The sequence below is a fragment of the Kitasatospora sp. NPDC022785 genome (assembly GCF_055561295.1).
Window position 1 is genome coordinate 293,879 of record NZ_JBVHHB010000002.1, and the last position, 13,048, is coordinate 306,926.

Here is a 13,048-nt window from a genome sequence, read left to right on the forward strand (position 1 = left end):
CGTCTCCCCCCAGGGAAGATGCAAGCCCGCCGCCCCGACCGGGACGCCGCCCAAAGGCGAGGGCGCCGAGCACCGGTCGCCACGCGACCGGCCCTCGGCGCCCCTGACGCCCCTGCCCCTGCCCCTGCCCCGACCGCCTACGCGGTCCGCCGCAGCAGCGCCAGGTACATCGCGTCCGTCCCGTGCAGGTGCGGCCAGAGCTGCACGTCCGGCCCCTCGCCCAGCGACGGGACGCCCGGCAGCAGCGGGCGCGCGTCGATCCACTCGACCCGGCCGCCCTGCTCGCGCAGCACGTCGTCCACGACCGCGCGCGTCTCCGCGAGGTGCGGCGAGCAGGTCGCGTAGCCGACGACGCCGCCGACACGGGTGGCCTCGATGGCCGAGCGCAGCAGGTCCCGCTGGAGCGGGCCGACGGCGGCGACGTCCTGCGGGCGGCGGCGCCAGCGGGCCTCCGGGCGGCGGCGCAGCGCGCCGAGGCCGGAGCAGGGGACGTCCACCAGGACCCGGTCGAAGCCGCCGGACTTCCACGCCGGCCGGGTGCCGTCGGCGGCGATCACGGTGTACGGGCCGGGGTTGCCGTCGAGTGCGCGGGCGACCAGCCGGGCGCGGTGCGGCTGCCTCTCGCTGGCGACCAGCGCGGCGCCCCGCTCGGCGGCCAGTGCGCCGAGCAGCGCGGCCTTGCCGCCGGGGCCGGCGCAGCCGTCCAGCCAGAGCCGGTCGGGGCCGTCGAGCGGTGCCGCGGCGAGTGCGAGCGCGACCAGCTGGCTGCCCTCGTCCTGGACGCCGGCCCGGTTCTGCTGCACGGCCTCCACCGAGCCCGGGTCGCCGCCCTCGGCGAGCCGCAGCGCGTACGGGGACCAACGGCCGGGCTCGGCCTCGGGGAGGGCGTCGGCGAGTTCGCCGACGGTGGCCCGGCCGGGGCGCGCCACCAGGGTGACCTCGGGCCGCTCGTTGTCGGCGCGCAGCAGCTCCTCCACGGCGGCGCGCCCGGAGGCGTCGGGCTGCCAGCGGCCGAGCGAGTCCCAGAGGGCGGCGACGACCCAGCGGGGGTGGGAGTGGACGACGGCGAGGTGGTCCTCGGCGTCCTGGTCGTACGGCGGGGCGACCTGCCCGATCCAGGTGTCGAGGTCGTGGGCGCTGATCCGGCGCAGCACGGCGTTGACGAACTTGGCCTTGCCGTCGCCGAGGACCACCCGGGCCAGTTCGACGGTGGCCGAGACCGCCGCGTGGCTGGGGATGCGGGTGGTGAGGAGCTGGTGCGCGCCGAGCGAGAGCACGTCGAGCACCGGCGGGTCGACCTTGCTGAGCGGGCGGTCGATGCAGGCGGCGATGACCGCGTCGTAGGTGCCCTGCAGGCGCAGGGTGCCGTAGACGAGTTCGGTGGCGAGCGCGGCGTCGCGCCGGTCCATGCCCTTCTGCTCGGCCTCACGGAGCAGGGAGGGCAGGATCAGGTTCGCGTAGGCGTCGCGCTCGTCGACGGCGCGCAGGGCGCGGAACGCGACGATCCGGGCCGGGTCCTTCTTCGGACGGCGGTGCGGCCGGGGCGCGCGCTTGGCGCCGGGGGTGCTGCTGGGCGTGCTCATACCTGTGTGCCTCAAAGTGCTGCGGGGTTATCAAGGGAACAGTAACGCGAAACCCGCGCCCGGGCTCCCAGGCCCGGCTTCCGGCGCTCTCCGCCGCCCGTTCGTCCAAGTAGGGTGATCATCTGCCCGCCGGGGAGGCGGGCCGACGACAAGGGGGTTCGACGGGAATGAGTTCACGCCTGGTTTCGGGACGGGTTTCGGGAGTTCCGGGACGGATCGCGGCCGCCGCCGCGGCGCTGCTGCTGGCCGGCGCCTGCAGCAGCGGGGGCGGCGGCCAGAGCGGCGGCAACAGCCAGGGCGGCACCGGCGGCACCACGGGAACGGCCACGGCGACAGCAACGCCCACCGCCTCGGCCACGCCCCGCAAGAGCTTCGACCCGCCGTCCGCGTTCGACCGGGCCAAGGGCGTGCCGTTGCCCGTCCAGGCCAAGGCCTCCGCGGTCCTCCTCGACGGCCTGACCGCCTACTTCCCGGCCAGGGAGGGCCTCCAGGCGGTCGACCTGACCACCGGCCAGGTGGTCGGCACGGCCGCCACCCAGCAGCCCTCCGGTCTCGCCGAGGTCCCGGTACTCGCCGAGGTGGGCGGCAAGCGCCTGGTGATCGGTTCCTTCCCGGAGCTCGTCCACGGCCAGGGCACCGCCGTGGACCACGCGGTCGCAGAGCTGGTGGCCATGGACGCCGGCACCCGCGCGCCCGCCTGGTCGCTGCCGCTCGACCTGCCCCAGGGCTTCGCCGAGTCCAAGTACGCGACCCTGCTCGGCGTGCGCGGCAACACGGCCGTGGTCGCCGTCTCGGACTCCGACCACGGCGCCGTCCTCGCCGTGGACCTCGCCACCAGGAAGACCCTCTGGGCCCAGGACGGCTTCTTCGGCGCCGCACTCACCGAGGGTCAGATCGTCGGCATCGTCACCCAGGACGGCGTCAGGCAGAAGCTGTCGGCGCTCAACCTCGCCGACGGCAAGACCGCGTGGAGCGCGGAGGCCGACTCGTACCAGACGACTGTGCGCCCGGGCGGGCCGGCCACCGTGGTCGTCCAGGGCCGGGACTACGGCTCGGCCAAGAACTTCGCCTGGCTGGTGGACGGCACGACCGGCAAGCGGACGCTCGACTTCTCCGGCGGGTTCACGCACGTCTGCACCTACGACGGCCGCTCGGTGACCGTCTGCGCCACCGACTCCACGGCCTTCGCGGTCGAGCCCGCCACCGGCAAGGTGCTCTGGAAGCTCCCGGACGACGCGAACACCCGCGTCGCACCGAGGGTCACCGCGGTCCGGCACGGCGTCGTCTACGGGACCACAAAGAACGGCCCGGTCATGCTGGACGCCTCCACCGGCCAGGACCGGGCCGGCAGCCCCCAGCTCGCGCCGGTCGCCGTCAACGAGTACGTCGGCCTCGCCCCGGCCGAGGGCACCGGCCAGGTCCTCACCGCCTACCCCGCCACCGGCTGACTCCCGCACGGGTGGCGGCCCGGCGCGGCCGGCCCGCCACCCGGTCAGTCCTCGCCGACGAGGCCGAACCGCTCCCCCGACTCGATCCGCGCCCCCCGTGCCCAGTCCGCGGCCCGCATCGCCTTCTTGCCCTGCGGCCGCACCTCGCCCAGCTCCACCTCGTGGCTGCCGGTGCCGACCCGGACGCTGTTCTTGCCGACGGCCAGCTCCCCGGGTGCGAGCGCCGACGACTCCGTCACCAGCTTGACGGGGCCGGTGACCTTGAGCCGCTCGCCGCGGAACGTGGTCCAGGCGCCGGGGGCGGGGGCGCAGCCGCGCACCACCCGGTCGACGCGGAGCGCGGGGTGGGTCCAGTCGATCCGGGCGTCCTCGACGGTGATCTTCGGCGCGAGCGTGATGCCCTCGGCGGGCTGCGGGACGGCGTGCAGGCTGCCGTCGGCGATGCCGTCCATGGTGGCGGTGAGCAGGTGGGCGCCGGAGCGGGCGAGCCGGTCGAGCAGTTCACCGCTGGTGTCGGTGGCGCGGATCTCCTCGGTGAGGACGCCGAAGACCGGGCCGGAGTCCAGGCCCTGTTCGATCAGGAAGGTCGACGCGCCGGTGACCTCGTCGCCGGCCAGCACCGCGTGCTGGACGGGGGCGGCGCCGCGCCAGGCGGGGAGCAGCGAGAAGTGCAGGTTGACCCAGCCGTACTTGGGGATCTCCAGCGTGCCGGGGCGCAGCAGCGCACCGTAGGCGACCACCGGGCAGCAGTCGGGGGCGAGTTCGGTGAGGCGGGCGACGAACTCCGGGTCGCTGGGCTTCGCCGGCTTGAGGACCTCGATCCCGGCCTCCTCGGCGCGCTGGGCGACGGGGCTGGCGACCAGCTTGCGGCCGCGTCCGGCGGGGGCGTCGGGGCGGGTGACCACCGCGACCACCTCGTGCCGGTCGGAGGCGAGCAGGGCGTCCAGGGCGGGAACGGCGACCTCGGGGGTGCCGGCGAACACGAGGCGCATCAAGTGCCTTTCTGGTGGCGGGAGTTCAAACAGTCAGAACTGAAGGAAAGCGGCTGGGGCCCGGCCGGGCGTCAGCGCGCCGACCCGAACGTGCTGTGCGGCGAGACCTTGACGACGGGCGCGGGGGCGCCGCCCCAGTCGGTCTCGCGGATCGCCTTCAACGCGGCCTTGCGCTGCTCGCGGTCGAGGCGGTCGATGAAGATGATGCCGTCGAGGTGGTCGGTCTCGTGCTGGATGCAGCGGGCGAGCAGGTGGGTGCCCTCGACGGTGACCGGGTCGCCGTACATGTTGAAGCCCTTGGCGACGACGCCGTACGCGCGCTTGGTGTCGTAGCGCAGGCCCGGCAGCGAGAGGCAGCCCTCGGGGCCGTCCTGCTCCTCCTCGGTGAGCGACAGGTCGGGGTTGATCAGGTGCCCGGTGACGCCGTCCACATGGTAGGTGAACACCCGCAGGGAGATGCCGAGTTGAGGCGCGGCCAGGCCGGCGCCGGGGGCGTCGAGCATGGTGTCGGTGAGGTCCCGGACGAGGGTGCGCAGCTCCTTGTCGAAGGTGATCACCGGCTGCGCGGTGGCCCGGAGGACGGGGTCTCCGAAGATGCGGATCGGCTGGATCGCCACGGGCTACGGGCTCCTGTCCGTCGGGAGGTCGGGGCTGGCGGGGCTGCCGAAGTTGGGCCGGCCACCGGCCAGTCTATGCAATCCCACCCGCCCTCCTCCGGCCGCGCCCGGGCATCTGGCATATCCCGACTCGCCGGGCTGCGTGACCCCGGCCCCCGGTCGGGCGTTGGTCAAGTGAGATTGACCAGGGCCGGAACGCGCGGGACACCGCGTTCCGGCCGAGCTGAACCGTACGGAAGGTGGCACGTAGGCCATGGCCGAGCAGATCAATCACGACGCCCGGGCGCGGGCGAGCCTGCACCTGCTGGTGCGGGACATCGAGCGGGTGAGGCGGCAGGTCGACGCTCTGCGGACGCTCACCGCCCAGTTGGGCAACGTCTACCGTCCGCGCCGCCCCAGCACCTCTGCGGGGTTCGTGGTGTACGGACGGGCGCCGGCGCCGACGGTACGTCTCGCGCAGGAGCTGCGCGAGAGCGTGGAGACGCTGGTGGCGGCGGCGGTCGAGTTCGACCGGGCGCTGGGCTTCTCCTGGGACTCGGTGGGCTCGGCCCTCGGGGTCACCAAGCAGGCGGTGCACCGGCGGTACGGGATGCGCCGGCCGACCAGCGAGCTGCTGGCGGCCGGCGGGGTGCCGGCCTCCGGCGTGCCGGGCCCGAGCCGGCCGGACCGCTCCGAGGAGCTGCCGGCCGCCGCGCCCGCCCCGACCGGGCTGGCCGCGACCGTCCCGGCGGCCCGCCAGGGCGGCCTGGACCGCGCCGCGCTGGACCGCTCCACCCACGAGCGCTCCCCCCACGACCGCGGCGGCCTCGACCGCGGCAGCCTCGACCGCACCGGCGTCCCCCTACGCGGCTGAGCGGCAGCACGCCCCGGGTGGGGGACGGAGCATCCCGCCGTCCCTCACCCGATGTCGGTCGGATCGATCCGCACCTTCACCGCCTCCGGCGTCCGCAGCGCGATCCGCGCGATCTGCGCCGCCTTGAGCGCCGCCGCCAGCGCCGCGCCCTGCCCGGGCGGCACCCTCAGCAGCGCCCGCTCCTGCTCCTCCCCCCGCAGCGCCGGCGCCGGCACCGGCCCGAGCACATCGGCCTCCGACGGCAGCCGGATCAGCCCGAGGAGGTCCGCGACCGCCGCCGGGCTGCCTGCCACCGAGGCCATCCGCGACACCGGCGGGAAGTGCAGCTGCGCCCGTTCGTCCAGCTCCAGCCCGGCGTGGCCGAGCGGGTCCCAGCGGACCAGCGCCTGCACCGGCCGCGCGGTCGGCTCGGCGACGACGACCACCGTGCCGCCCTCCGTCGAGGGCTTGACCAGGGCGGCGGCGGCCAGCCAGAGCCGCAGCGTCTCCTCCCCGGCCCGCAGGTCGGGGCGGCTGAGCAGGGCCCATCCGTCCAGCAGCAGCGCGGCCGCGTACCCGCCGCCCTCCACCACCGGCTCGGCGCCCGGGGTGGAGATCACCAGCGCAGGCTCGTCGGGGACGGTCGCCAGCACGGCGTCCCGTCCGGAGGTTCGCACCGGGACGCGCGGGAACGCCTTGCCCAGCTCCTCCGCCGTCCGCCGCGCGCCGACCACCTGGGCCCGCAGCCGGAACGAACCGCACTCCTGGCAGTGCCAGTCGTTCTCCGCCTCCCCGCACCACGCGCAGCGCAGCGGCGCATCGGCGGAGGACGCCTCCAGCGGCCCCTCGCACCGCCGGCACCGGGCGGGCGTCCGGCAGCGGCCGCAGGACAGCCGGGGGACGTAGCCCCGCCGGGGCACCTGGATCAGCACCGGCCCGCCGCTCGCCAGCGCCTCCCGGGCGACCTCCCAGGCCACCGAGGGCAGCCGGGCGGCCTGGGCGGCGGCGTCCCGGTGCTGGTCCTGGTCGGTGACGGTGCGGACCCGCGGCGCCACCTGCCGGACGGTCTCCCGGTCGGCGGCCAGCGGCCGGGCCCACCCGGTGCGGACCAGCTGCGCGCCCTCGACCGTCACGGCGTGCCCGCCGAGCAGGACGCCCGCACCCTCCTCGGCGGCGCGCAGCAGCGCCACCTCGCGCACGTGCGGGTGCGGGGCGCGCGGGTCGCTGTGGCTGCCGTCGCCGTCGGACCAGACGACCACCAGCCCGAGGTCACGCACCGGCGCGAACATCGCGGCGCGGGTGCCGACGGCGGCGTGCACCGAACCGCGGCTGACCAGCAGCCATCGCCGGTACCGCTCCTGGGGGCCGAGGTCGGCGGCCAGGGTGGCGTGCATGCCCTCGCCCAGCAGTTCGGTCAGCGCCTGGTCCACCCGGGCCACCGAGCGGCCCTCCGGCAACACGACCAGCGCGCCGCGCCCGCTCGCCAGGGTTGCGGCGACGGCCCGGGCGATCTCGTACGGCCAGCCGGGGCCGGGCAGCGCCGTCCAGACCGCGCGCGGCGAGCCGCCGCCGGCCAGCGAGGCGAGGAAGTCCGGTCCGGCGGGGTACCGCGACCAGCCGCCCGGCGCCGGAGCGGCGGGCCGCGGCCGGGGGGCCGGCGACGGCTCGGCCTCGGCCTTGGCGTGCCGGGGCGGCACGGCGAGCTGGAGGACGTCGGCCAGGGTGCCGGCGTACCGGTCGGCGACGGTCCGGCAGAGCCGCAGGAGGTGCGGGGTGAGCACCGGCTCGGGCGAGAGCACCTGGGCGAGCGGCGCCAGCGGGCCGGCGAAGTCGCTCTTCTCCAGCCGGGCGACGATGAACCCGTCGTGCAGCTCCCCGCCCTCGCGCTGGCCCTTCACCACCCGGGCCCCGAACCGCACCCGGACCCGGACCCCGGGGAGCGCCTCCTCCGCCATCGCGGCGGGCACCTCGTAGTCGAAGAACTTGTCGATGGTCAGCACGCCCTTGTCGACCACCACCCGGGCGACCGGCAGGTGCTCGGCCCGCTTGGCGCCACGCCACGTCCGGGGCTTGGCCCGGCGGACCGTCTCGCGGATGAACGCCAGCTGCTCCGGGCCCCCGCCCTCGTCGTCACTCCCCTGCGCGCTGCTCATCGCTCCCAGTACTACCAGGTCACACCGACAGAACCCCAACAACCCCCGCACAACGCCGCAGGCGGCGGCTCCCCGGTACCCGGGGGGCCGCCGCCTGCGGTGAGCCGATCAGATGATCAGTCCTGCACAGCCTTCTTCAGCTGCTCGACCCGGTCGGTCCGCTCCCAGGTGAAGTCCGCCAGCTCACGGCCGAAGTGGCCGTACGCGGCGGTCTGGGCGTAGATGGGCCGCAGCAGGTCGAGGTCACGGATGATCGCGGCCGGGCGGAGGTCGAACACCTCGGTCACGGCCTTCTGGATCGCCAGCACCGGAACGGTCTCGGTTCCGAAGGTCTCCACGAACAGGCCGACGGGCTCGGCCTTGCCGATCGCGTACGCGACCTGAACCTCGGCGCGGCGGGCGAGGCCGGCGGCGACGATGTTCTTGGCCACCCAGCGCATCGCGTACGCGGCCGAGCGGTCCACCTTGGACGGGTCCTTGCCCGAGAAGGCGCCACCGCCGTGACGGGCCATGCCGCCGTAGGTGTCGATGATGATCTTGCGGCCGGTCAGGCCGGCGTCGCCCATCGGGCCGCCGATCTCGAAGCGGCCGGTCGGGTTGACCAGGAGGCGGTAGCCGTCGGTCACCAGCTTGATGCCCTGCTCGGCGAGCGCCTTCAGCTCCGGCTCGACGACGAACTCGCGGATGTCCGGGGTCAGCAGCGAGTCCAGGTCGATGTCACTGGCGTGCTGCGAGGACACGACCACGGTGTCCAGGCGGACGGCCTTGTCGCCGTCGTACTCGATGGTGACCTGGGTCTTGCCGTCCGGGCGCAGGTACGGGATCGTCCCGTTCTTGCGCACCTCGGACAGGCGGCGCGACAGGCGGTGCGCCAGGGTGATCGGCAGCGGCATCAGCTCCGGCGTCTCGTCCGAGGCGTAGCCGAACATCAGGCCCTGGTCACCGGCGCCCTGCTTGTCCAGGTCGTCTGCGTCGTCCCCCTGGGCGGAGCCCTCGACCCGGGCCTCGTACGCCGTGTCGACACCCTGTGCGATGTCGGGCGACTGGGCACCGATGGACACCGACACGCCGCAGGAGGCGCCGTCGAAGCCCTTCTTCGAGCTGTCGTAGCCGATCTCCAGGATCTTGTCCCGGACGAGCTGCGCGATCGGCGCGTACGCCTTGGTCGTCACCTCGCCGGCCACGTGCACCTGGCCGGTGGTGATCAGCGTCTCCACGGCGACCCGCGAGGTCGGGTCCTCCCGCAGCAGAGCGTCGAGGATGGTGTCGCTGATCTGGTCAGCGATCTTGTCGGGGTGTCCCTCGGTCACGGACTCCGAGGTGAACAGGCGGCGAGACACAGCGCTCCCTGGGGTTGCAGCGGCTGCTGACTGAAGGCCCCCGGCGAACCGGGGACATCCGGAAAGACTTGATTCCTGGAGTGTAACGGTCAGCTACCGGCACGCGTCACTCCAATCCGAAATTTTGAGATCGGACGATCACCGGTCGGGATCAGTCGGCGATCGTTTCCAGCCGCTCGGCGACCAGGTCCCAGACCACGTCGGCGAGCGCCTCCTTGGGGCCCACCGGCACCGCCGTCTCGGTGCCGTCCGAACCCAGGACAACGGCCTCGTTGACGTCCTGGCCGAAGGCCTTTCCGTTGCCCACCTCGTTGACGACCAGCAGGTCACAGCCCTTGCGGGCGAGCTTGGCCCGGCCGTTGGCGAGCACGTCGTCGGTCTCCGCCGCGAAACCCACGACCAGTTGAGCCGAACGGGGCCGGTGGGCGGAGATCTCGGCCAGGATGTCCGGGTTCCGCACCAGTGCGACCGGCGCCGGCTCGACCCCCTCGACCTTCTTGATCTTGCCAGTGGCGTACTCGGCCGGCCGGAAGTCGGCGACCGCCGCGGCCATCACCACCGCATCCGCGTCGGCCGCCGCCTTCAGCGCGGCGTCCCGCAGCTCCAGCGCGGTCGAGACGTGCACCACGTCGACGCCGGCCGGGTCGGGCAGCTCGGCGTTGGCCGAGAGCAGCGTCACCCGGGCGCCGCGCGCGGCGGCGGTCACGGCCAGCGCGTAGCCCTGCTTGCCGGAGGAGCGGTTGCCGAGGAAGCGCACCGGGTCGAGCGGCTCCCGGGTGCCGCCGGCCGAGACCACCACGTGCCGGCCGGCCAGGTCGGAGCGGACGCCGCCGTGCCGCAGCACGGCCCGGCAGGCGTCGAAGATCGCGGACGGCTCGGGCAGCCGTCCCTTGCCGGTGTCCTTGCCGGTCAGCCGCCCGATGGCGGGCTCCAGCACGATCACGCCCCGGCGGCGCAGCGTGGCGACGTTCTCCCAGGTGGCCGGGTGCTCCCACATCTCGGTGTGCATCGCGGGCGCCAGCACCACCGGGCAGCGCGCGGTGAGCAGCGTGTTGGTGAGCAGGTCGTCGGCGAGCCCGTGGGCGGCCTTGGCCATCAGGTCCGCGGTGGCGGGGGCGACCACCACCAGGTCGGCGGTCTGCCCGATCCGCACGTGCGGCACCTCGTGGACGCGCTCCCAGGTCTCGGTGGCGGCCGGCCGGCCGGAGAGCGCGGCCCAGGTGGCCTCGCCGACGAAGTGCAGCGCGGCCTCGGTGGGCACCACGGTGACCTGGTGGCCGGACTCGGTGAACCGTCGCAGCAGCTCGCACGCCTTGTACGCGGCGATCCCGCCGCTGACGCCGAGGACGACGCGCGGGGCGTCCGTCCGGTCCGAAGTCGCGCTCATTCTCCCGGTCTCCTCCACCTCGGCGCCTTCCTCCACATCTGGAGCGTGCTCACCCTACGGCCCCCCGGCGAGCACCCGCACAGTGCCCGTCCTGTGGCGGATCCCACAGCCCCCGGAAACGCCGAAGGGCCCGCCGGAACAAGTCCGACGGGCCCTTCGGGAGAAGGCTCAGGCCGCCTCGATCGCCTCGGCGGTCAGCATGCCCGCGTTGATCTCGCGCAGCGCGATCGACAGCGGCTTCTCGTGCACGTGGGTGTCGACCAGCGGGCCGACGTACTCCAGCAGGCCCTCACCGAGCTGCGAGTAGTACGCGTTGATCTGACGCGCGCGCTTGGCGGCGTAGATCACGAGGCTGTACTTGGAGTCGGTGGCCTCAAGCAGCTCGTCGATCGGCGGGTTGATGATGCCCTCGGGCGCGGTCATGGAAGAGGACACGCGAAAACCTTCCGAAAGGGTGGAAAAGACAGACAGGTCAGGCTACACCGAGCAAGGCTAGCAGTTCGGTCGCTACCTGCTCGACGGAGGTGTTGACAAGGGTCGTGTCGAACTCCGTCTCGGCGGCCAGCTCGACCTTGGCTGCCTCCAGCCGCTTCTCGATCACGTCCTGCGGCTCGGTGCCCCGGCCGGTGAGCCGGCGGACCAGCTCGTCCCAGCTCGGCGGAGCCAGGAAGACCAGCTGCGCCTCGGGCATCGACTCGCGCACCTGGCGGGCGCCCTGCAGATCGATCTCCAGCAGGACGGGCTCGCCGCGCTCCAGCTTCTCCAGCACCGCCGAACGCGGGGTGCCGTAGCGGTTGCCGGCGAAGACGGCCCACTCCAGCAGCTCGCCGTTGGCGATCAGCTTGTCGAACTCGTCGTTGTCGACGAAGTGGTACTGGACCCCGTTCTGCTCGCCCGGCCTCGGGTGGCGGGTCGTCGCCGACACCGAGAGCCAGACCTCGGGGTGCTGCTTCCTCATATGAGCGACGACCGTGCTCTTGCCGACCCCCGAAGGGCCGGAGAGCACGGTCAGCCGCGGACGCTCACTCATGCACCGATTATCCCGGATCGCGGACGATCCCGGGACCACGGGGCACGGTCAGGCGGCACCGCCGCCGAACTCCCGCTCCAGGGAGGCGATCTGGTTCGTACCGAGGCCACGGACGCGACGGCTCTCACTGATGCCGAGGCGCTCCATGATCTGCTTGGCGCGGACCTTGCCGACACCCGGAAGGGACTCCAGCAGAGCGGAGACCTTCATCTTGCCGATCACGTCGTTGTCGGCCTTGCCGGCCTTGATCACCTCGTGCAGGGAGGCGCCGGAGTGCTTGAGCCGGTTCTTGACCTCGGCGCGCTCCCGGCGAGCCTCGGCGGCCTTGGCGAGCGCGGCGGTGCGCTGTTCAGGGGTAAGGGGCGGAAGAGCCACGCCGTTCACCTCAGGGTGTGGAAGGAAGGGATTGAGCTATGACTGGTTTGGTTCCCAGGACACCGGCCGCAGTGGAACCTCACGGCTCTGACCTGCGAGAGCAACGGGAATCGCCGCTCTTCGATGACCTATCGCCGGACACTACCCGGATTGCGGCGCCACGTCAGGAAAAGAACACGAAAAGTCCTGGTCAGCCAAGGCCGACCAGGACTTTCCCGGGCAAAATGACCGCGATTGCGGACCTTTGGCGGTGCCGATGTGACCGCGCTCACGTCAGGCCGTGAGACGCCGCGCCACCCCGTCGCGCCACTGCGCAGGGTCATCGGGCCGCTTCACCGCGTCCGCGCGGCTCGTCCCACCGCCTCGTCGCGGTCCGCCGCCCCGCCTCCGCGGACGCGCTTCACCGCCTCCGCGGGCTCACTTCTCCGCCTCGCGGACTCACTTCACCGCGTCCGCGTACTCCTGGACGAAGCGGTCCGCCGCCTCCCGCAGGGCCGGCACCGACGGGCCGTGCTTCAGCACATCCCGGCTGACGCTCGGCACCACGTTGCGCACCGAGGCGCCGAAGACGCGCGGCAGGTCCGCCATGGTGGCGCCCTGGGCGCCGATGCCGGGGGCCAGCAGCGGGCCGTTGATCGCCAGGTCCACGCCCGCGTCGGCCAGGGTCGCGCCGACCACCGCGCCGAAGGAGCCGAGCGGCTCGGCGCCGGCGTTCTCGGCGGCCAGCTGCCGCAGCACCGAGGCGGCCACCGTCTCGCCGCCGGCGCCGACGGCGCGCTGCACCTCGGCGCCCTCGGGGTTCGAGGTGAGCGCCAGCGCGAAGACGCCCGCGCCGTTGGCGGCGGCCAGGTCGAGCGCCGGGCGCAGCGAGCCGAAGCCGAGGTAGGGGCTCACGGTGACGGCGTCGGAGAAGAGCGGGCTGCCCGCGGCGAGGAAGGCCTCCGCGTAGGCGGCCATGGTGGAGCCGATGTCGCCGCGCTTGGCGTCCATCAGGACGAGGGCGCCGGCCGCGCGGGCCTCCTCGACGGACTTCTCCAGCACCGCGACGCCCTTGGAGCCGAAGCGCTCGAAGAAGGCGGCCTGCGGCTTGAGCACGGCCACCCGGTCGGCCAGGGCCTCGACGACGGTCCGGCTGAAGGTCTCCAGGCCCGCGACGGAGTCCTCCAGCCCCCAGGCGGCGAGCAGGGAGGCGTGCGGGTCGATGCCGACGCAGAGCTGGCCGCGGGTGTCGAGGGCCTGGCGCAGGCGGGCGCCGAAGGGGGCGAGGGTCATGACGTCCTTTCCGGAGGGG

Annotated in this window: 12 protein-coding genes; 2 read left to right on the forward strand and 10 right to left on the reverse strand. The window is 73.9% G+C overall.

Annotation, left to right across the window (positions count from 1 at the left end):
- Positions 1 to 137 precede the first annotated feature (137 nt).
- A complete protein-coding gene (locus ACZ3YO_RS04610) occupies positions 138 to 1,583 on the reverse strand; it encodes an RsmB/NOP family class I SAM-dependent RNA methyltransferase (protein ID WP_465564784.1) in 1,446 nt (481 codons plus the stop codon).
- A gap of 167 nt (positions 1,584 to 1,750) precedes the next feature.
- Here ACZ3YO_RS04610 and ACZ3YO_RS04615 point away from each other — a divergent pair, with 167 nt between their 5' ends.
- Positions 1,751 to 3,031, forward strand: coding sequence for an outer membrane protein assembly factor BamB family protein (locus ACZ3YO_RS04615; protein WP_465564787.1), 1,281 nt, complete (start codon positions 1,751 to 1,753; stop codon positions 3,029 to 3,031).
- A gap of 44 nt (positions 3,032 to 3,075) precedes the next feature.
- Here the strand turns inward: ACZ3YO_RS04615 and fmt are convergent, their stop codons facing one another.
- Complete coding sequence (fmt, locus tag ACZ3YO_RS04620; RefSeq protein ID WP_465564789.1) at positions 3,076 to 4,023, reverse strand: methionyl-tRNA formyltransferase; 948 nt, start codon at positions 4,021 to 4,023, stop codon at positions 3,076 to 3,078.
- A gap of 71 nt (positions 4,024 to 4,094) precedes the next feature.
- On the reverse strand, positions 4,095 to 4,640 hold the full coding sequence (gene def / locus ACZ3YO_RS04625) for a peptide deformylase (RefSeq protein ID WP_465544024.1): 546 nt from the start codon (positions 4,638 to 4,640) through the stop codon (positions 4,095 to 4,097).
- A gap of 253 nt (positions 4,641 to 4,893) precedes the next feature.
- Between def and ACZ3YO_RS04630 the strand changes: the two genes are divergently transcribed.
- Positions 4,894 to 5,493 carry a hypothetical protein gene (locus tag ACZ3YO_RS04630; RefSeq protein WP_465564792.1) on the forward strand — a complete coding sequence of 200 codons (600 nt, stop codon included), beginning with the start codon at positions 4,894 to 4,896 and terminating at the stop codon, positions 5,491 to 5,493.
- A 44-nt stretch (positions 5,494 to 5,537) separates the two neighbouring features.
- Here the strand turns inward: ACZ3YO_RS04630 and ACZ3YO_RS04635 are convergent, their stop codons facing one another.
- From ACZ3YO_RS04635 to pyrF, 7 genes are all read right to left on the reverse strand, one after another.
- Positions 5,538 to 7,625 carry a primosomal protein N' gene (locus ACZ3YO_RS04635; protein ID WP_465564794.1) on the reverse strand — a complete coding sequence of 696 codons (2,088 nt, stop codon included), beginning with the start codon at positions 7,623 to 7,625 and terminating at the stop codon, positions 5,538 to 5,540.
- Positions 7,626 to 7,741: 116 nt separating this feature from the next.
- A complete protein-coding gene (gene metK / locus ACZ3YO_RS04640) occupies positions 7,742 to 8,965 on the reverse strand; it encodes a methionine adenosyltransferase (protein ID WP_465544030.1) in 1,224 nt (407 codons plus the stop codon).
- A 151-nt stretch (positions 8,966 to 9,116) separates the two neighbouring features.
- Positions 9,117 to 10,352, reverse strand: coding sequence for a bifunctional phosphopantothenoylcysteine decarboxylase/phosphopantothenate--cysteine ligase CoaBC (coaBC, locus tag ACZ3YO_RS04645; protein WP_465564796.1), 1,236 nt, complete (start codon positions 10,350 to 10,352; stop codon positions 9,117 to 9,119).
- Between the two features lie 168 nt (positions 10,353 to 10,520).
- Entirely contained in the window at positions 10,521 to 10,787 is a 267-nt protein-coding gene (rpoZ, locus tag ACZ3YO_RS04650) for a DNA-directed RNA polymerase subunit omega (protein WP_030240625.1), read from the reverse strand.
- Between the two features lie 37 nt (positions 10,788 to 10,824).
- The gene (gene gmk / locus ACZ3YO_RS04655) at positions 10,825 to 11,382 is read right to left on the reverse strand and encodes a guanylate kinase (RefSeq protein WP_396321638.1); all 558 of its coding nucleotides are present in this window, start codon (positions 11,380 to 11,382) and stop codon (positions 10,825 to 10,827) included.
- A 48-nt stretch (positions 11,383 to 11,430) separates the two neighbouring features.
- Positions 11,431 to 11,757 (reverse strand): integration host factor, actinobacterial type, encoded by a 327-nt coding sequence (gene mihF / locus ACZ3YO_RS04660; RefSeq protein WP_030056187.1) that lies wholly within the window; start codon positions 11,755 to 11,757, stop codon positions 11,431 to 11,433.
- Positions 11,758 to 12,195: 438 nt separating this feature from the next.
- On the reverse strand, positions 12,196 to 13,029 hold the full coding sequence (gene pyrF, locus ACZ3YO_RS04665) for an orotidine-5'-phosphate decarboxylase (RefSeq protein ID WP_465564800.1): 834 nt from the start codon (positions 13,027 to 13,029) through the stop codon (positions 12,196 to 12,198).
- Between the last annotated feature and the right edge of the window lie 19 nt (positions 13,030 to 13,048).

Excerpts from the sequence above, each read along its gene's own strand:
- ACZ3YO_RS04610 (WP_465564784.1), bottom strand. The coding sequence starts at position 1,583 with ATGAGCACGCCCAGCAGCACCCCCGGCGCCAAGCGCGCGCCCCGGCCG.
- ACZ3YO_RS04615 (WP_465564787.1), top strand. The coding sequence starts at position 1,751 with ATGAGTTCACGCCTGGTTTCGGGACGGGTTTCGGGAGTTCCGGGACGG.
- fmt (WP_465564789.1), bottom strand. The coding sequence starts at position 4,023 with ATGCGCCTCGTGTTCGCCGGCACCCCCGAGGTCGCCGTTCCCGCCCTG.
- ACZ3YO_RS04630 (WP_465564792.1), top strand. The coding sequence starts at position 4,894 with ATGGCCGAGCAGATCAATCACGACGCCCGGGCGCGGGCGAGCCTGCAC.
- ACZ3YO_RS04635 (WP_465564794.1), bottom strand. The coding sequence starts at position 7,625 with ATGAGCAGCGCGCAGGGGAGTGACGACGAGGGCGGGGGCCCGGAGCAG.
- coaBC (WP_465564796.1), bottom strand. The coding sequence starts at position 10,352 with ATGAGCGCGACTTCGGACCGGACGGACGCCCCGCGCGTCGTCCTCGGC.
- gmk (WP_396321638.1), bottom strand. The coding sequence starts at position 11,382 with ATGAGTGAGCGTCCGCGGCTGACCGTGCTCTCCGGCCCTTCGGGGGTC.
- pyrF (WP_465564800.1), bottom strand. The coding sequence starts at position 13,029 with ATGACCCTCGCCCCCTTCGGCGCCCGCCTGCGCCAGGCCCTCGACACC.